20 protein-coding genes and 1 tRNA gene are annotated in these 16575 nt (G+C 65.3%); 11 read left to right on the top strand and 10 right to left on the bottom strand.

Annotated features, from left to right (window positions below; all coding sequences use genetic code 11):
• Window positions 1-11: 11 nt before the first annotated feature.
• The 3 genes from AAHG03_RS04045 to AAHG03_RS04035 all read right to left on the bottom strand — a co-directional run bounded on the left by AAHG03_RS04045 (window position 12) and on the right by AAHG03_RS04035 (window position 1396).
• Entirely contained in the window at window positions 12-215 is a 204-nt protein-coding gene (locus AAHG03_RS04045; RefSeq protein WP_342148951.1) for a hypothetical protein, read from the bottom strand.
• A gap of 10 nt (window positions 216-225) precedes the next feature.
• A complete protein-coding gene (locus AAHG03_RS04040) occupies window positions 226-459 on the bottom strand; it encodes a hypothetical protein (RefSeq protein WP_342148950.1) in 234 nt (77 codons plus the stop codon).
• Window positions 460-652: 193 nt separating this feature from the next.
• Window positions 653-1396 carry a response regulator gene (locus tag AAHG03_RS04035; protein ID WP_342148948.1) on the bottom strand — a complete coding sequence of 248 codons (744 nt, stop codon included), beginning with the start codon at window positions 1394-1396 and terminating at the stop codon, window positions 653-655.
• Between the two features lie 393 nt (window positions 1397-1789).
• Between AAHG03_RS04035 and AAHG03_RS04030 the strand changes: the two genes are divergently transcribed.
• Window positions 1790-3532: a sensor histidine kinase gene (locus tag AAHG03_RS04030; RefSeq protein ID WP_342148946.1), complete on the top strand. Its 1743-nt coding sequence runs from the start codon at window positions 1790-1792 to the stop codon at window positions 3530-3532.
• Window positions 3533-3748: 216 nt separating this feature from the next.
• Here the strand turns inward: AAHG03_RS04030 and AAHG03_RS04025 are convergent, their stop codons facing one another.
• Both AAHG03_RS04025 and AAHG03_RS04020 read right to left on the bottom strand, forming a co-directional pair.
• Window positions 3749-4831 carry an HNH endonuclease family protein gene (locus AAHG03_RS04025; protein WP_342148944.1) on the bottom strand — a complete coding sequence of 361 codons (1083 nt, stop codon included), beginning with the start codon at window positions 4829-4831 and terminating at the stop codon, window positions 3749-3751.
• Window positions 4828-5916, bottom strand: coding sequence for an adenine-specific methyltransferase EcoRI family protein (locus AAHG03_RS04020; protein WP_342148943.1), 1089 nt, complete (start codon window positions 5914-5916; stop codon window positions 4828-4830). Before AAHG03_RS04020 ends, AAHG03_RS04025 begins: the two co-directional genes overlap by 4 nt.
• A 531-nt stretch (window positions 5917-6447) precedes the next feature.
• On the opposite strand from AAHG03_RS04020, the gene AAHG03_RS04015 reads away from it, so the two are divergent.
• From AAHG03_RS04015 to AAHG03_RS03995, 5 genes are all read left to right on the top strand, one after another.
• Window positions 6448-7356: a hypothetical protein gene (locus AAHG03_RS04015; protein WP_342148942.1), complete on the top strand. Its 909-nt coding sequence runs from the start codon at window positions 6448-6450 to the stop codon at window positions 7354-7356.
• 133 nt (window positions 7357-7489) lie between these two features.
• Window positions 7490-7801, top strand: a complete 312-nt coding sequence (locus AAHG03_RS04010; protein ID WP_342148941.1) for a hypothetical protein — start codon at window positions 7490-7492, stop codon at window positions 7799-7801.
• Window positions 7802-7878: 77 nt separating this feature from the next.
• Window positions 7879-8151 carry a zinc-finger domain-containing protein gene (locus AAHG03_RS04005; protein WP_342148940.1) on the top strand — a complete coding sequence of 91 codons (273 nt, stop codon included), beginning with the start codon at window positions 7879-7881 and terminating at the stop codon, window positions 8149-8151.
• A gap of 8 nt (window positions 8152-8159) precedes the next feature.
• On the top strand, window positions 8160-9350 hold the full coding sequence (locus AAHG03_RS04000) for an FAD-dependent oxidoreductase (RefSeq protein ID WP_342148938.1): 1191 nt from the start codon (window positions 8160-8162) through the stop codon (window positions 9348-9350).
• A gap of 34 nt (window positions 9351-9384) precedes the next feature.
• Window positions 9385-9471, top strand: a tRNA-Leu gene (locus tag AAHG03_RS03995).
• A gap of 233 nt (window positions 9472-9704) precedes the next feature.
• On the opposite strand, the gene AAHG03_RS03990 is transcribed toward AAHG03_RS03995, so the two are convergent.
• Complete coding sequence (locus AAHG03_RS03990; RefSeq protein WP_342148937.1) at window positions 9705-10613, bottom strand: AbiTii domain-containing protein; 909 nt, start codon at window positions 10611-10613, stop codon at window positions 9705-9707.
• Window positions 10614-10917: 304 nt separating this feature from the next.
• On the opposite strand from AAHG03_RS03990, the gene AAHG03_RS03985 reads away from it, so the two are divergent.
• Window positions 10918-11139, top strand: a complete 222-nt coding sequence (locus AAHG03_RS03985) for a DUF6894 family protein (RefSeq protein WP_342148936.1) — start codon at window positions 10918-10920, stop codon at window positions 11137-11139.
• Between the two features lie 32 nt (window positions 11140-11171).
• On the opposite strand, the gene AAHG03_RS03980 is transcribed toward AAHG03_RS03985, so the two are convergent.
• Window positions 11172-11444 (bottom strand): hypothetical protein, encoded by a 273-nt coding sequence (locus AAHG03_RS03980; protein WP_342148935.1) that lies wholly within the window; start codon window positions 11442-11444, stop codon window positions 11172-11174.
• A 141-nt stretch (window positions 11445-11585) separates the two neighbouring features.
• Here AAHG03_RS03980 and AAHG03_RS03975 point away from each other — a divergent pair, with 141 nt between their 5' ends.
• A complete protein-coding gene (locus AAHG03_RS03975) occupies window positions 11586-11792 on the top strand; it encodes a hypothetical protein (RefSeq protein WP_342148934.1) in 207 nt (68 codons plus the stop codon).
• A gap of 558 nt (window positions 11793-12350) precedes the next feature.
• Window positions 12351-12605, top strand: a complete 255-nt coding sequence (locus AAHG03_RS03970; protein ID WP_342148933.1) for a hypothetical protein — start codon at window positions 12351-12353, stop codon at window positions 12603-12605.
• 168 nt (window positions 12606-12773) lie between these two features.
• Here the strand turns inward: AAHG03_RS03970 and AAHG03_RS03965 are convergent, their stop codons facing one another.
• Complete coding sequence (locus tag AAHG03_RS03965; RefSeq protein WP_342148931.1) at window positions 12774-13487, bottom strand: FAD-binding oxidoreductase; 714 nt, start codon at window positions 13485-13487, stop codon at window positions 12774-12776.
• An 8-nt stretch (window positions 13488-13495) separates the two neighbouring features.
• Window positions 13496-14101, bottom strand: a complete 606-nt coding sequence (locus tag AAHG03_RS03960; protein ID WP_342148929.1) for a sulfite oxidase-like oxidoreductase — start codon at window positions 14099-14101, stop codon at window positions 13496-13498.
• A 197-nt stretch (window positions 14102-14298) separates the two neighbouring features.
• On the opposite strand from AAHG03_RS03960, the gene map reads away from it, so the two are divergent.
• Window positions 14299-15120, top strand: a complete 822-nt coding sequence (gene map / locus AAHG03_RS03955; protein WP_342148928.1) for a type I methionyl aminopeptidase — start codon at window positions 14299-14301, stop codon at window positions 15118-15120.
• Window positions 15121-15149: 29 nt separating this feature from the next.
• Window positions 15150-15887, top strand: coding sequence for a RadC family protein (gene radC, locus AAHG03_RS03950; RefSeq protein ID WP_342148927.1), 738 nt, complete (start codon window positions 15150-15152; stop codon window positions 15885-15887).
• Between the two features lie 123 nt (window positions 15888-16010).
• Here radC and AAHG03_RS03945 read toward each other — a convergent pair whose 3' ends face one another.
• Window positions 16011-16562, bottom strand: coding sequence for a sugar O-acetyltransferase (locus AAHG03_RS03945; RefSeq protein WP_342148925.1), 552 nt, complete (start codon window positions 16560-16562; stop codon window positions 16011-16013).
• Window positions 16563-16575: the final 13 nt, after the last annotated feature.

Genomic DNA, 16575 nt, shown 5'->3' with positions numbered 1-16575 from the left:
TCGGCGCGGCATCACGCCCGGATCGGCGAGAGGGCGCCGCGCTTGCGCACCGGCGCCGCGCGCCCGGCCTTGCCGCCGACGAAGCGGCCCTCCTTCGACGGCGGCACCGAGACCGGCCGCCCGCCGCGCCGGGGGCCGGTGCCGTGCAGGAGATCGCGCAGCGCCGCCAGGGTCTCGGGGGCGGCGTCGAGGAGGTCTTTCGAGAAATGCGACATCGTCCCCTCCTCAGCGCTGGGTCAGGGCGATGACGCGCACCGGGCGGCCTTGCGCGCTGCAGGCCGAGGCGAGCGAGAAGGCGTTGGCGGTGCAGGCCAGGCCGGTGGCGGCGTCCTTGGCGACGGCCTTGGGCGCGATCCTGGCCGGCGGGTCGCTCCACGTCGCCGTGGCGGTCGGTGCCGTCGTGATCGAATCCGCGGCGGCGCGTCCGGCCACCAGCCCCGCCGAAAGCACGGCGCTCACGGCCACGATCGAAATCCATCCTCGCATGACATCCCCCCGCGGCTTGTGCCGTCGTCGATGGGAGGCTTGTAGGAGGCCCGGATGTCCGGGATTTTGCGTCGTCTGTCCCAGGATCACGGGATCGGGCGGGTTCTGTTGCGTCGCCGGGGCGGCGACGTAACAATTCGTTAAGCTTTGCCCTCAGTCGCCGCTTTCAGTCTCCTTCGGGGCGGAAGACGTAGCCGAGGCCGCGCACCGTGCGGATGAAGCGCGGGTTGGCCGGATCGGGCTCGACCTTCTTGCGGATGCGGTTGATCCGCACGTCGATCGCCCGGTCGAAGGCGTCGGGATCGCGGGCGTCGGCGAGATCCAGCAGGCGCTCGCGGGAGAGCGCGCGCTTCGGGTGGTCGGCAAACGCCTTGAGCAGATCGAACTCGGAGCGCGTCAGCGCCTGCTCGACGCCCTGGTCGTCGCGCAGCCGCACGGCGTCGAGTTCGAGCCACTTCGTCCCGAACCGCACCCGGCGGGCGGGCGCCTCTGCTTCCGCCGCCTTGGCCGGCGCCGGGGCGGGCGTCGTGATCGCCCGGCGCAGCACCGAGCGCACGCGGGCGACGAGTTCGCGCAGCTCGCAGGGTTTGGGCAGATAGTCGTCGGCGCCGAGTTCGAGCCCGACCACCCGGTCGATCGGGCTCGCGGTGGCGGTGAGCATGATGATCGGGATGCGGCTGCGCGATTTCAGATCGCGCACGATCGACAAGCCATCCTCCTCCGGCATGTTGAGGTCGAGCACGATCAGGTCGGGGGCGCGACCTTCGAGATGCGCCCGTAATGAGCGGCCGCCGTCGCAGAGCGCGACGTCGAAGCCGTGCAGGCGCAGGTAATCGCCGACCATGGCGCGGGCGTCGGGCTCGTCGTCCACCACGACGACGTGGGGGGCGGATACGGACGAACCGGTCATCGCGGCAAGGTTCCGTGGGCTGGAGAGACGACCTGTGCCATCGGCGTGAAGCTTTCCTCAATCGAATGCCGGTGTCGCGCGCCCGGCCGAGGGTCCGGCGCTGCAACGCATCGGCCACAATGCCCGAAGCCTCGCCGCTTGGCGACGCGTTAGGCCCCCTCCCGCACAGAAGATTGCTCCACCAGCGGACGATCCGTCCGGCCGCCAAGTGATCGGCGGATTTCGGTCGCGTGAAACCGGTAGAGACGGCTTACCTTTCACCGAGATTTCTTGCCGTGATCGCTGTACCTCCCGCTTGGTGCGGTTTCGAACCGCGCGGGGGCCGCGATAGCCCGAGAAACGGTGAAAGGCCGGCGATTCTCCGCGGCCAAGGAAGCGATCTCAGGGGCGACTATGGACGACGACCTGCTCGAACTGATGCCCGACGAGCCCCCGGCGGGGCCGCGGACCGGCCACTGGACCATCGCGCTGATCGACGACGACCCGGCGGTGCACGAGGGCACCCGCTACGCGCTCTCCGGCTACGAACTGGAGGGACGGGGCCTCGAAATCCTGTCCGCCCATTCGGCGGTCGAAGCCAGTAAGCTGTTGGCGGAGCGCAGAGATATCGCCATCGTGCTCCTCGACGTGGTGATGGAGACCGACGACGCCGGGCTGCGCCTCGTCGACTACATCCGGCGCGAATTGCGGGACGAGACCGTGCGCATCATCCTGCGGACCGGGCAGCCGGGGCAGGCGCCGGAGCGGCGGGTCATCGTCGATTACGACATCAACGACTACAAGGCGAAGACCGAGCTCACCGCCGACCGGCTGTTCACCAGCCTGACCGCGGCGTTGCGGGCCTACCAGCAGCTCAAGCGGCTGGACGAGACGCGGCGCGGGCTCGAGATCATCATCGACGCGGCCCCGATGCTGCTCGATCAGAAGTCGATGAAACGCCTCGCCGAAGGGGTTTTGACGCAGGTCGCCTCGCTGCTGAACGCCGAATGCGCCGGAATCCTGGTGTTGCGCGAGGGCGACACCGACGCGGCCGGCGGCGCGTTCAGCGTGCTGGCCGGATCGGGCCTCTACGGCGCCACCCCCGAATCACTTGACGCGAAAATCCGCCCCGTGGTTGAAGCCGCCTTCGCGGCGCGTCAACACACTTTCAGCGAGCATTTTTCCACGCTCTACGTCCGCACCGCGAGCGGGCGCGAGATCGTCGCCCTGATCGACGCCGACCGCCCGCTCTCCGACACCGACCGGGCGCTGATCACCCTGCTGACCGGGCGGCTCGGCATCGCCTTCGACAACGTGATCCTCTACGAGCAATTGCAGCGGGCCAACGTCACCCTGGAGCAGCGGGTGACGGAGCGCACCGCCGAGCTGATCCGGGCGAACCGGCGGCTCGCCCTGCAGCGCTCGGACCTGCGCCGGGCCAACAGCCTCAAGACCGAGATTCTGGGCACCGTCGCCCACGACCTGAAGAACCCGCTGGCGGTGATCCTGGGCCGCTCCGAGATGCTGGCCGACCTGATCGGCCTGGAGACCGATCCCGGCGCCCCGCCCCCCAGAGCCGCGATGACGGCGCAGGTCGAGCACGTGCGCGCCTCCGCCACCCGGCTGATCGGCATGATCGACAGCCTGATGGCGGATGCGATGAACGACGCCCTCGACATCACCCTGCGGCGCGAGACCGTGGACCTCGCGGGGCTGGCCCGGGAGGTGTGCGAGGCCAACCGCCCGCTGGCCGAGGCCAAGGGCCAGCGCCTGACCGCCGCGGTGCCGCCGACGCTGACGATGAGCGGCGACGCCGAGCGCCTGCGCGAGGCGCTCGACAACCTCGTCTCGAACGCGATCAAGTATTCGCAAGCCGGCGGCGCGATCGCGGTGTCGGTGCGCCGCGAGGGCGGGGCCACAATCTGCGCCGTCACCGACGAGGGCCCCGGCCTCTCCCCGGAGGACGCCGCCCGCCTGTTCGGCCGCTTCCAACGCCTCTCCGCCAAACCCACCGGCGGCGAGGGTTCGACGGGTTTGGGCCTCTCCATCGTCAAACGCATCGCCGAACTGCACGGCGGCCGGGCGGAGGCGTTTTCGGACGGGCCGGGGACGGGGGCGACGTTTTCGATGTGGTTTCCTGAGGAGGCGGTGGTGTGAGATATTTTCTTTTTTGATCCTTCAGTCGAGTCGTAAAATGTAGCGAATTGAGATCTAGATCAAGGTTATGAATAGATAATTACTATTTTTCGGAAGTATTATGCTAAATTTCTACTCTAATAGAGTAATTAACTGCTGCGCTAGGAGAGCTAGCTCGGTATTGAGGCAGACGCTCTAAGGGTTTTATGACTAAAGCCGAGCTACCCTGTCGATCTACTAGCGTCCGCCTTTCCGCCGATTGTCCTCTTTGCAGAGCATTTGGCAATTAGCTACAGTAGTTTTACCGCCCTCATGCCACGGAGTGATATGATCAGCTTCCATAGCTTCAAGCTCATAGTGTTTGCCGCAGTCAGGACATATTCCTTGCTGGCGCTCATAAGCCTCGCGTCTCATAGCAGAACTAAACGAGCGTATGCTTAGGTGTTTCTCCTTGCGATCAAGTAAATATGAGTAGATACCCTTCTTGCGCTCAACATCCTCGTCAAGCATCAGACGAGTTACCTCAGCTTCAAGGATTTTTGAATTGAGGGATTTTTTGTTGTGATCGTTGAAAAGATCGCCCCAAGGGACGGCCTTCATTTCTTTGCGATAGATTGGATATGTAACTTTTACCCATGCTATCACAGCTTGAAAATGCAGCCATAGCTGGCTAGCATCGGGGTCATTCTGATGCAGCGCCATATATCCTTCAATGTCACCTTTACTTATCCAATCAATAGCGGTTTCCAAGTAAGCCTGTCGATTTAATTCTCCGGTTATATACTTACTCCCAATTCCATATGCTGGGCAGCCGGCCTTGCTAAAATAACGTTTGGCATCGGTCACCCACGACCCAGCGTAGACCGCATTGCGAAGCTCTTGTTTAGTCAGTTCGGCACCCGCAATGTTAATTGTTTGAAACCAATCCAATTTTTCACTATCCGTCCCGCTACATATATAAATCATTAACTCATAATTAAGTATTTTATCCTTCTCGTCTACTTGGAGGTTGTAGAAATAACGTCCTTTGTAAGAAAAATCGCCTGCCACATACTGGCAAATCGAGATCGTGCGTTGTTGCCCGTCGATTACTTCGTAACTATCATCGCTTCTCTCGGACCAGTACATTACATTGAGCGGAAAATTTTTGAAAACTGTTTCAATGACCGCATCACGCTGCTTATCTTTGTATATGAACTCCCGCTGATATGGAGGGCGAATGTCGAGCTGGCCACTGTAGCCTACAACGCCAGCTTCGTTATTGTCAGCGTAATCTTTCGCAAGATCGCGAACGGTAACTTTTCGGAGTTGAATTTTCATAAGACAGCCCCCTTACGTCGAATGAATAACCGTCTATAAGTCCCTTTGACAGGGTAGCCAACGTCGAAATGAGTTCCGGCTCCAAAGGTCTCAGTTCTAATGACGGAGCGCAAGGTTCCGGTATTGGATTTCTTGCGAACTCCGTCCACAACCCGCTCCTTCTTGCCATATGTCTTCGTTGTAGGATAGTCTGTCCCACTAAGTCCCAATATTTCAAATTGATCTGGATTGTGCTTGTCGAGAAAGGTAAGAGGCACGCCCATCACGCCCTCGTAGTCAACAGGGATGTCGACGACCTTTGAAACCTCAATGGCGTCGTAATTATCATATGTCGGGTATGCGTCACGTTCGTATGCTTTATAAAGAATGAGATCTTCATGACGCTTGGCAATGTCAAGGTTCGTGAACCAGCACGCATTTCCGAGGCTGCGCCACTTTTTGCCTTCGGCATCCACCCAGAAACGAGTGTCGCGAGGAGTATAGTAATCTGGCACCATAAATTTCATATCGCCATTGTTGTATCCAAGCCATATCTTATTGTCTTTTATCAGACGAAAAATGTCTATGTAGCTGATGGCATTTTGATTTCCTACGATAATAAACTTTTTGTCGTATTTTATTAACTGTGCTACATATTCTCGGAATAAAGAAAACGGCGGATTTGTGACCACGATATCGGCTTGCTTAAGCAGTTCGATGCTTTCCTCGCTGCGAAAGTCTCCATCCCCACTCAGTGGCCTGATGCCGATCTCCGCAGGATCAGGCACCATATCTCGGTTCATGTCGCCCATGTACTCAAGATATAAAGCCATCTCAGAGTCATTTCGACTGAAAAGATTGGCCTCTTGACTTTTGTAACAGGTTGTGATGAGCTTCTTAAGGCCTAGTTTTTTAAAACTGTAGCTGAAATAGTGGAAAAAATTACTCACGCGAGGATCGTCGCAATTGCAGTAGACGATTTTTCCATCAAAATGATTTCTGTAATGTTTTACTTCTCGCTCGATGTCGGCAAGCTGGGTATAAAACTCATCTTCTTTGATCTTCTTGGCTTCTGCAAAATTAACGTTTAGAGCCTTGCTAGCCACTCACTTCTCCGTTTTCAGTGGGTGCAACTTAGTGCCTTTTAGAAGATCAAGGGTGACTTCGTCTAGCACGACGTTGGGCCGGTGATAAGCAGCGTTCTTAAATATCCACAGTAGTAGAGGTACCCATACTCCGCGTGGGGTGATCAGCGACACGTAGGATGTCTGAAATCGAAACTTTACCGGCCAATGCTTTTTCTTAAATACGGTGATGCTATTCGCAGTATTCATTTCTTAATCTGCTCCTCCGTAGCTATGATAATATATGCTTACGGATCGAAAATGACATCGGGGTGGTAGCTCGCGTCCATATGTTTCGTTGTGGATTTTTATCTCTTTCTGTTAAAATTTGCACAGCTGCTAGGATGGTGGTTCCATAAAATGTGCCTTGAATAGGATAATATGCCTTGACACCGCGTCGCTCCTCCGGCTAACCTCCCCACCATCCCAAAAATCCAAACTCCAAAGAGGGCCAAAGCCATGGCCTGGGCTCCCCGTCATGGTCCGGCGGTGCGTCGCGACGTGGGTGATCTCATGCGGCGGAGCGATCTGACCCCGCAGGAGATCGCGGCGCGCACCGGCGTGCCCTATTCCACCGTGTGCCGGTGGAACCTCGTGCAGAACTGGCGGCCGGCGGTGCTGCGGGCGCGCGAGGCGCATCGGCCGCAAAAGTGGTCGGACGCGCGGGTCGCCGCGCTCGCCCGGGTGGCGCGGGTGCCCGGCGTCGATCCGGGCGACCTCGCCGAGGCGTTGGGCGCGCGGCGCGACCGGGCCGAGTCGCTGTTTCGCGCCTGCGGCCTGTCGGAGACGATCGCGCCGCAATCCGCGGTCGGGCGGGCGCAGCGCCGGGCGGGGCCGGACGGCTCCTTGCGGACGGCTTTGCGCGTCCACCTCGCGCGGCAGATCGGCGAACTCGACGCGCTGCTCATCGCCCGCGGTCGCGAGGACGATCTGGTCCGGCTGGAGCGGGCGGGCAAGCTCGACACCGCCAAGATGCTGCGCAACCTCGTCGGCCTGAAGAAGCTGTTGGACGAGGTGGAGCCGGCGTCCGAGGGCGAACCCAAGGAGAAGCTCGACCTCGTGGCGCTGCGCGCCGACATCGCCCGGCGCTACGAGGTTTTCGAGGCTCAGGAGGAGGAAAGGAAGGCGGCGCGGGCCGCGGCCTGGGCCCGGGCGCACGCCAACGCGGGCGTGCCGCTGGAGGAGGACGCGGACGATCTGTTCGCCGAGCGGATCGCCCGGGGCGCCAGGGGCGCGACGTCGGCGGGCGCGGCGCGAGGGGCGGCGGCGCCAGGGGATGCGCTCCGGCGCGGGGCCGGGGACGCGGCGGGGCAAGGGGTTCAGGAACGGGCTGAGGAAGGGCGAGGGGAAGAGGACGCGGCGCGGCACGCGCCGCGGCCGAGGGCGCCGGACGGACCGGGGCCCCGCATCCGTGCGCCGTAGCACGCCCCGCGCCGCGCGCCCGGATCATCGGCGCCGCCCCGCGCGTCAACACTCCGAAAAAGCCATCGGCCGGCGACACGGCCGATGCGGCGGAGGTTTTGGGCGCCCGAGGCGCGGACGATCGGAGAGAGGGATGCGGAAGACGGCGTTGGATGTGGGCGCGGTGTCCGAGGGGCGGCGCGCGCGGTGGGGGCTGGTGCTGGCGGGGCCGATCTTCGGGCTGTTCGCGCTCGGATCGGCCGGGGCGGCGCCGATCACCGGCACCGGCGGCGGGCCGGAGACCACGGTCAACGCCCCCTACCGCGCCGGCACCGGCCAGACCGTGCCGCCCGGCCGCGACGCCGCCCCGGAGATCGACCCCAATGCCCGCACCGAGCGCCAGAAGCGCCTCGACGGCGTGCTCGACAGCGTCTGCGATTCCTGCGGCGCGGAGCGGACGCGCTAGCCGGAACGCCGCGCGCGGGTTAGACCGGGCACCCGACCGTCCCGAGAGGCGAGGGGCGGGCCGAGAAGGGACCTGAGATGGCCGACAAGGGCGTTCCCCACTTCCACAACCAGCCCGGCCTGCCGGTGGTCGCGGTGGGCTCGAAGGAGTTCATGTGCATCGGCGCGCTGCCGCCGTTCGACCATCCGCACGTCTTCCTCGACATGGGCGCCGAGACCGAGATCATCTGCCAGTACTGCTCGACGCTGTTCCGCTACGACGCCCGGCTGAAGGCCGGCGCGGCCGAGCCGGGTAGTTGCGTCTGGACCGAGGCCGCCGACGGCATCGGCCGGGGGACGCAGGCCGCCTGAGCCGAACGGTGGGCGGCCTCTCCATCGCGGTCGTGGGCGCCGGCATCGGCGGGCTCACCGCCGCGCTCGCGCTGGCCGGCGCGGGCCATTCGGTCACGCTGATCGAGCGGCGCACCGGGTTCTCCGAGGTCGGGGCGGGGCTCCAGCTCTCGCCGAACGCCAGCCGGGTGCTGATCGGGCTCGGCCTCGGCGCGGCCCTGCGGCGCGCCGCCGACGAGCCGCCCGGCGTGCGGGTGCGGGCGCTCGCGACCGGTCAGACGATCGGCAGCATCCGGCTCGGGGCCTCCATCCGCGAGCGGCACGGCGCGCCCTACTACGTCATCCACCGCGCCGACCTGCAGACGCTGCTGCTCGATGCCGTGCGCGGGCGCCCCGGCATCCGGCTGAGCGTGGGCCGCGAGATCACCGATCTGAGCGAGGGGCCGGACGGGATCGCGCTCACCGTGTCGGGCATCGACGGCGGTCGCAGCGAGACGTTGCGCGCCGACCTCGTCGTCGGGGCCGACGGGGTGCGCTCGAAGCTGCGCGTCCGCTTCGACGCGCGTCCGCTGCGGCTGCACCGGCAGGCGGCGTGGCGGGCGCTGATCCCGCGCGAGGCCGCGCCCGACGCCTTCCAGGGGGACGAGACCGGGCTGTGGCTCGGGGCCGGGCGGCACGTGGTGCATTATCCGGTCGGCGGCGGCAAACGCCTCAACGTCGTCGCCATCGCGCCCGAGCGCGACGGCGACGAGGATTGGGGCCGCATCGGCGACCCGGCGGCGCTCCGCGACCACTTCCCCGATGCCGCCGCCCCGCTGGCGGACCTGTTGAGTACGCCGGATGCCTGGGTGGTGTGGTCGCTGGTCGATCGCCCCGCGGCGCGGCCGATGGCGCGGGGGCGGATCGCGCTGCTGGGCGACGCCGCCCATCCGGTGCTGCCGTTCCTGGCGCAGGGCGCGGCGCTCGCCATCGAGGACGCGGCGGTGCTGGCCGCAGAACTCTCCGCCCACGCCGACGTGCCGGCCGCGCTCGCGGCCTATGCGGGGGCGCGGGCCGAGCGGGTCGCCACGGTGCAGCGGGCGGCGCGGCGCAACGGCCGCGTCTACCACGCCAGCCGCCTCGTCGGGTTCGCCCGCGATACGGTGATGCGGCGGCTGGGCCCGGAGGGCATGGCCGCGCGCTACGCGTGGCTCTACGGCTGGACCCCGCCCGCCGCTTGATCTGCCCCGCTTGGCCCGCTACCGCTGGCTTCATGCGGACGTGGCGGAACCGGTAGACGCACGAGACTTAAAATCTTGCGGCCCCACGGCCATGCGGGTTCGAGTCCCGCCGTCCGCACCATTTTTTTTGGACTTTTTGGGGGCAGTCGCGTGCCGGCTGCACGGTAGTTCTCGCTACGGCGAGTGATACAATATATGCCTCGCTTGCGCTCAGCACCGAAAAAAACGGTTGAGCGCGTGCAGCGCATCCATATTTGCGCCTTGCATCAGGAGTCTAGATTTTGTTTGGTAGTCGCTCATTGATGCAATGAAGAAGCATCCGAGGGTGAGGCGGAGGACGGTTTAGTGCCGTGCCTACGACAACCCAAGATAGCTCGTCACAGCGGCAGTTAATGCAGAACTCGCAACATCTAAGCTAAACTTCATTCCCCCCTTGCTGACTTTACTTAACGCACGTGCCATCCAGGTTGCGGTCTGTGAGCCCATCTCTCCCTTTTTGGAAGTGGATTCATCCGCCTCTAGGGCAATTTTGAGAGCTTGAATATCGCTCTCATTAAAGCCAACCTCGGCAACGATCTTTTCAAGGGATTTCCAATCGCCTTTGGATAAAGTTTTGTTCGCGTTGTTGCTGATATCGCGCGCGCTGCCAGACACGACATTGTTGTCTCCATAAATAATTGTGGTCACTGATCTCGTCACTTCTTCTGCCGGCATTAATTTTACGTCTTCGCCATAGTCCGCCAGTGTCTCATCTATCTCCAATGCAAACTCAAGCACGCGATTTCGAACGGTATCGCATAATGAAACTATTCCACTCATTGGAAGAACTTGCCATGCCTGAGCCAGCGCATATCCTTCATAAAAATCGCTTTGTACATAAACGACCAAGTCCTGTGGCCACATTATTTTCAAGGGGTCTTGCTCCCCGCTCTTAACTGCAGCGTCGTAGGCTGCAATTGGCTGAGTTAGGCGAGCGCTTGACGCCCAATGGCGCAACTCTTTTGGCAATACCATGGGAGGCAAGGTTGCATTTTTTATTGCGCCGCCTAAAGGGCCGCAAAAATGTCCCTTGGCATGAACATTCATAACTCTGTATTTGGGGAGCGCCTCTCCAGAGAGGTATCCGTTTAACTCAAGATGTAGCCACCTTTTGAGTGTTTGATTCTTTAAAGTAGCATTCAAGATTGCGCACTTGCGCAGTACATTGGACAGCGGTTCATTGCTGCTAACAGCAAGCTCGGCAATTTCTCGTAGAAGACGCATCGCCTCAGGGCTCCGCCAAAATTTTTTAGAACATACTACGAACGGAGAGGTATGCGACCCCCGATGTTAGGCGATGAACAGACGCCGCGTCGCAATGTGTGATTCGTGCATGTCCACAAGCCGCTCATGCGCACAGGCCCAATCGGCTTTGGCGCCACGTTGTCGCTTTACGCGGCTCACTAACTTGAGAAAATTCTCGCTCTCTCCAGCCCAAGCGCCTCCGCCCGCTTGCCTTTGTCCACCGCTTGTCCACATATGGAACGAAGCGCGAACAAACGAGTCGGCGAGGAGGACAGGGACGACGATGGCGCGATACCGCTTCCATGCGACGAACGGATACGAGTGCGTGTTCGATGCCCGTGGCAAGGAGATCCGGCTGCCGGAGCGTCTGGCGCGGCGGGCCGGGGAGGTCGCCCGCGAGGTGATGCGCGCGCTCGACGGGCGGGAGGATTGGGACGCGTGGCACGTGAGCGTGCACGATCTCACCGGCCGGCGCGTGCTGGTGCGGCCCTTCGTCGGCGGGTGAGGGCGGGGGCGGCGCGCCGCCCCCGTTCGGGATCAGCGGCCGTCGCGCTCGCGCACGGTGCGGCGCTCGATGCGCTCGTCCCGGCGCTCCTCGCGGCGGGCGTCGGGATCGACGCCGAGCACGCCGCCGACCGTGCCGGTCGCCGCGCCCACGGCGCCGCCGACCACGCCGCCGACCGGACCGGCCGCGCGGTTGCCGTCCTCCGCGCCGCGCTCGGCGCCGCGGATCGTGCCTTGCGCCTGGGCCGAGGCCGCGAACGTCGCTGCCGACAGGGCCAGCGCGCAGGTGAGGGCGAGTCGCTTCATGGTCGGTCTCCGGTTCGGATGCGCCGACACCGGCCGGCGCTTCACGGGGGAAACCGCCGGTGCGGCGAATTGTGCCGCAGCGGAGGCGGGGGCACCGAAACCGATCGCATGTCGGCGCCGTTGGTCCGCGGAGGTTGCATCATGAAGAACCCTGCGATGGGCCTGTGGCTTTCCGCGGCCAACAGCGCCGCCGGCTTCTGGATGGGGTACAGTGCCAACGCCGTCCGCCGCCAGCAGCGCGCGATGTTGGCCGAGATGACCAAGGCCGCGACCGGCACCACGGGGAAGCCGAAGCGGCGCAAGCCGCGCCCGGCGGGCAAGGCGACGAGCAAGCGCAAAACGCGCTGACGGTCCGCCCTACGGGTTGGCGTTCCGCGCTTCACCAGCCCATCATCCTTGATATCGTATCCAGGATGATGGGCTGGTTCTTGTGCCGCATCGGTTTTTCCGAAAGCCGGCCGCCACCTTTCGGACCGATGCTCTGAAGAATGCCAATCTGCCGCACGGCACAGACCATGTTCCGGCCCTGTTGATCTCCTGACAGCTTCGCGAGAGGCCGTTTGGAGGGGAGCCGAGATGACGCTGGCCGTGGCCATCATGATCGCCGGAGCGCTGGGGGGGATCGCCCTCACCCTGGCGGCTCGCCCGAGCGCCGACCGTTTCATCAAATGGTGATCGCCCGCCCCTGAACCTTTGCGCCGCTGCGACGTTCGGTCCGGACGGTCGGTGACCGACCGGTAAGGAGTGGCGCGCGTGGCGTTGGCGGTGATGATGGCCGGTGTGGTCGGGGCGGCGGCGACGCTGATGTGCCTGCTGCCGGGGTTCGACTCGTTCTTCGAGTGGTAGCCGGAACAGGGGCGGCGGCCCGCGGTTCGACCCCTCGGGGGCCGAACGGATTTTTGGGCCATGCGCACCGACGCTCGTCTTCCGCCGCTGGCCGGCGCTCTTCTTCTCGCCTCGACGAGCCCGGCGCTGGCGCAGGGCCACGACACGCCGAACGCCCCTGAGGCCGGCCCGGCCTCGCTCGGCGCCGAGAGCCATGGCGGCGAACGCCCGGCCGCTCCGGGGGGACGGGCCACGGGCGCGAAGCCGGCGGATGCCCCGCCGCAGGGCTCGAACGGGTCCGATGCGGACCGGAAGGGGCCTGAGCCGAAGCGCTGATTCTTCTATCTTTCCTCCCATACAACCCCCTCATCCTGAGGTGCCCGCGTGAGCGGGCCTCGAAGGAGGGCTCCAGTTCGCTCGGCGATCCCTGGAGCCCTCCTTCGAGGCTGCGCTTCGCTCCGCACCTCAGGATGAGGGGGAGGGGTGGGAGAGGCGACGCCGCGCTCAGCCGCCGAATCGCTCGGTGCGGATGGTGCCGGGCCTGACGCCCGCATCCACCAAGAGGTCGGCGACGGTGCCGACGAAGGCGTTGCCGCCGCAGACGAAGCTGTGGCGCGGCATGCCGAGGCACTCGATGGCGGTGTCGATCATGACTCGGTCGATGCGCCGGCCCGCGGTCGGGCCCTCGCGGGTGAGCAGCAGCGTCAGATCGAAGCCGGTCTCGTCGCGGGAGCGCGCCGCGAGTTCGCCCCGCGCGATGGCCTCGGCCCTGGAGCGCGCCGAGTAGAGCAGCAGCATCGGCACGTGCGGCGCGCGCAGCGAGCGCTCGCGCACCATGGCGAGCAGCGGCACCACGCCCGAGCCGCCGCCGACGAGCAGCACCGGCCCGCCGTCCGGCGCGCCCCAGGCGAAGGCGCCGACGGGGCCGCGCATCTCGATCGCGTCGCCGACCTCCGCCACCTCGTCGAAGAAGCCCGAGACCTCGCCGTCCGCCAGACGCTCGATCATCAGTTCGAGGCCCAGCGGATCGCCGGGGGCGGAGGCGATGGAGTAGCTGCGCTGCGCCTGATAGCCGTCGGGCGCGGTCAGCCGGACATCGACGTGCTGGCCGGCCCGGTGGGGGCCGTCGAGTCCGTCGAAGCGGAAGCTCTTCACCCGCGCGGTCGCGGGCGCGATCGCTCGGATCGTCGTGGAGCGCCAGCGGATCGGATCGGCCACGGGCTGAATCAATCGCCGGTGAAGCGCTGCTCGCGCCACGGGTCGCCGTACATATGGTAGCCGCGCAGCTCCCAGAAGCCGGCCTCGTCGGCTTCCGTGAAGCGCATACCCTTCACCCACTTGGCGCTCTTCCAGAAGTAGAGATGCGGCACGAGGAGCCGCGCCGGGCCGCCGTGGTCGGGCTCGATCGGCTTCCCCTCGTAGAGAGTCGCGATCATCGCCTTGCCGCCGAGCAGGTCGGGGACCGGGATGTTTGTGGTGTAGTCGTCGTGGCCCTCCGCCAGGACGAAGCCGGTCGGCGCTTCCAGCCCCGCGGCGGCGAGCAGGTCGTCGATGGTGACGCCCTCCCACTGGGTGTCGAACTTCGACCACTTGGTGACGCAGTGGATGTCCCCGCCCCAGCGGGTGCGCGGCAGGGCCTGCAGCTCGTCCCAGGTCCAGCTCGCCAGCGGGCGCGAACCCTGGCGCAGGGTGAAGCGCCAGCCCTCGGTCGAGACCCGCGGCGTCGGCCCCATCTGCAGCACGGGGAAGTCGTCGGTGAGGTACTGGCCGGGGGGCAGCCGGTCGCGGATCTCCGCCGCCGGGGGGCGCCCCGTGAAACCGCGCGTTGCCATACCCTTCCTCCGCCTCAAGCCGGGCGACCCCTCAACACTGTGGGCGGGTCGCGCGATCCGTGGAACCGTCTGGCACGGGCCGGCGGAGGCCGCAACGCGGGCGCACTCCCCGTTCATCCGGGTTGGCGAGGCTGACGACGAAGCGTAGAACGGATGCCAGCATCGTCCTTCACTAAAACGTCCGCAGAGCCGAGCCCTTGAGCCGAGACCAGACCGCCGAGGCCGGGCGCCGCGCGCCCGAGCCGCCGATCCACGGCCCCGAGGGCTTCGAGGGCATGCGCCGCGCCGGGCGCCTCACGGCCGAGGCGCTCGACCTCTTGATGGAGGCGGCCCAGCCCGGCGTCACCACGGACGAACTCGACAAGCTCGCCTTCGAGTTCGGCATGGACCACGGCGCCTATCCGGCCTCGCTGTTCTACCGCGGCTACCGCAAGTCGATCTGCACCTCGATCAACCACGTCGTCTGCCACGGCATCCCCAACGACAAGCCGCTGCGCGAGGGCGACATCGTCAACCTCGACATCTGCCTGATCCTCGACGGCTGGCACGGCGATTCGAGCCGCATGGCCTATATCGGCGAGGTGCCGCGCAAGGCGCAGCGCCTGTGCGAGATCACCTACGAGGCGCTGATGCGCGGCATCCAGGCGGTCAGGCCCGGCGGCTCGACCAACGACATCGGCCGGGCGATCCAGACCTTCGCGGAAGGAGAGCGCTGCTCGGTGGTGCGCGACTTCTGCGGCCACGGTTTGGGCCGGGTCTACCACGACGCGCCGACCATCCTGCACTACGTCGAGGCGAGCTACGACGTCCCGCTGAAGGCCGGGCAATTCTTCACCGTCGAGCCGATGATCAATCTCGGGCGCCCCGCCGTGAAGGTGCTGGCCGACGGCTGGACCGCGGTGACCCGCGACCGCTCGCTCTCGGCGCAGTTCGAGCACACGGTGGCGGTGACCGAGACCGGCTTCGAGATCTTCACGCTCTCGCCCAAGGGGCTCGACCAGCCCAAGCCCCAGTACTGAGGACGGCCCTCGACGACGCGCCGACCGCGATGGCCCGCCGGCCGCCCGATCCCGCCGCCGACCTGCCGGGGCTCGCCGAGGCGGCCGCCGCGGAGGCGCCGCATTACCACGGCCACCGCGAGCGCCTGCGCGCCCGCTTCGCGGAGGCCGGCGCGGACGCGCTGCCGGATTACGAACTGCTCGAACTCGCCCTGTTCCGGGCGATCCCCCGGCGGGACGTGAAGCCGCTCGCCAAGGCGCTGATCCGCCGCTTCGGCTCGTTCGCCGAGGTGCTCGCCGCCGAGCCGGCGCGGCTCGCCGAGGTCGAGGGCGTCAGCGCGGGGGTGATCGGCGACCTGAAGCTGATGGAGGCCGCGGGCCGGCGCCTCGCCAAGGGCGCCATCGCGGCGCGGCCCCTGCTGGCCTCGTGGGCCGCGCTGATCGAATACCTGCGCGCGACGATGGCCTTTTCGCCGCGTGAGGAATTCCGGGTGCTGTTCCTCGACCGACGCAACCACCTCATCGCCGACGAGGTGCAGGGCCGCGGCACCGTCGATCACACGCCGGTCTATCCCCGCGAGGTGGCGCGGCGCGCACTCGAACTCTCCTCCACCGCGATCATCCTGGCCCACAACCACCCCTCCGGCGATCCGACGCCGTCCGGCCCCGACATCCGCATGACCCGCGAGATCGTCACCGTGCTCGATCCGCTGGGCATCGTGGTCCACGACCACGTCATCCTCGGCCGCGACGGCCACGCGAGCCTCAAGGGTCTGAAACTGATCTGAGTCATGGGATTCCAAAGGACTAAGTCCTTTGGCGGGGCACCGGGGCAGAGCCCCGGTTTCCCTCCAAGACCAGGGCTTTGCCCTGGACCCACGAAAGGGATGATCCCTTTCGAAACCCGGGACTCAGCGTAGCCTTGCCGGGTTGCCCACGGCGACCGCGCCCGCGGGCACGTCGCGGGTGACGACGCTGCCGGCGCCGATGATGGCGTCGTCGCCGATGGTGACGCCGGGCAGGATCAGGGCGCCGCCGCCGATCCAGACGTTCGCCCCGATGCTGATCGGCCGCCCGAATTCCAGCATCTGACGCCGCTCGGCCGGATCGCGCGGGTGGTCGGCGGTGAGGATCTGCACGCCGGGGCCGATCTGCGTCCTGTCGCCGATCGTGACCGCGACCACGTCGAGGATGCAGCAGTTGAAGTTCAGGAACACGCCCCGCCCGAGGCGGATGTTGTAGCCGTAATCGCAGGTGAAGGGCGGGCGGATGTTGCAGCCCGCGCCGACGCTCGCGAACGCCTCTTCGAGAAGCGCCTGCCGCTCCGGCTGACTCAGGGTCTGGCTCGCATTGTAGCGGTCCATCCAGGCCGAGATGCGCCGGATGTCGGCGTGCAATTCCGGATCGTCGGCGACGTAGAGTTCGCCCGCCAGCATCCGCTGCTTCTGCGTCTTCGTGCTCATCCGGATGCCTCCC

The organism is Methylorubrum subtropicum, assembly GCF_038442325.1.
GTDB lineage: Bacteria > Pseudomonadota > Alphaproteobacteria > Rhizobiales > Beijerinckiaceae > Methylobacterium > Methylobacterium subtropicum.
This window is presented reverse-complemented; position numbering and strand designations above follow the sequence as displayed.

Bases quoted from the DNA above. Each gene is read 5' to 3' on its own strand.
- AAHG03_RS04045 (WP_342148951.1), bottom strand. From the start codon at position 215: ATGTCGCATTTCTCGAAAGACCTCCTCGACGCCGCCCCCGAGACCCTG.
- AAHG03_RS04035 (WP_342148948.1), bottom strand. From the start codon at position 1,396: ATGACCGGTTCGTCCGTATCCGCCCCCCACGTCGTCGTGGTGGACGAC.
- AAHG03_RS04030 (WP_342148946.1), top strand. From the start codon at position 1,790: ATGGACGACGACCTGCTCGAACTGATGCCCGACGAGCCCCCGGCGGGG.
- AAHG03_RS04025 (WP_342148944.1), bottom strand. From the start codon at position 4,831: ATGAAAATTCAACTCCGAAAAGTTACCGTTCGCGATCTTGCGAAAGAT.
- AAHG03_RS04015 (WP_342148942.1), top strand. From the start codon at position 6,448: ATGCGGCGGAGCGATCTGACCCCGCAGGAGATCGCGGCGCGCACCGGC.
- AAHG03_RS04010 (WP_342148941.1), top strand. From the start codon at position 7,490: ATGCGGAAGACGGCGTTGGATGTGGGCGCGGTGTCCGAGGGGCGGCGC.
- AAHG03_RS04005 (WP_342148940.1), top strand. From the start codon at position 7,879: ATGGCCGACAAGGGCGTTCCCCACTTCCACAACCAGCCCGGCCTGCCG.
- AAHG03_RS03990 (WP_342148937.1), bottom strand. From the start codon at position 10,613: ATGCGTCTTCTACGAGAAATTGCCGAGCTTGCTGTTAGCAGCAATGAA.
- AAHG03_RS03985 (WP_342148936.1), top strand. From the start codon at position 10,918: ATGGCGCGATACCGCTTCCATGCGACGAACGGATACGAGTGCGTGTTC.
- AAHG03_RS03980 (WP_342148935.1), bottom strand. From the start codon at position 11,444: ATGAAGCGACTCGCCCTCACCTGCGCGCTGGCCCTGTCGGCAGCGACG.
- AAHG03_RS03975 (WP_342148934.1), top strand. From the start codon at position 11,586: ATGAAGAACCCTGCGATGGGCCTGTGGCTTTCCGCGGCCAACAGCGCC.
- AAHG03_RS03970 (WP_342148933.1), top strand. From the start codon at position 12,351: ATGCGCACCGACGCTCGTCTTCCGCCGCTGGCCGGCGCTCTTCTTCTC.
- AAHG03_RS03960 (WP_342148929.1), bottom strand. From the start codon at position 14,101: ATGGCAACGCGCGGTTTCACGGGGCGCCCCCCGGCGGCGGAGATCCGC.
- radC (WP_342148927.1), top strand. From the start codon at position 15,150: ATGGCCCGCCGGCCGCCCGATCCCGCCGCCGACCTGCCGGGGCTCGCC.
- AAHG03_RS03945 (WP_342148925.1), bottom strand. From the start codon at position 16,562: ATGAGCACGAAGACGCAGAAGCAGCGGATGCTGGCGGGCGAACTCTAC.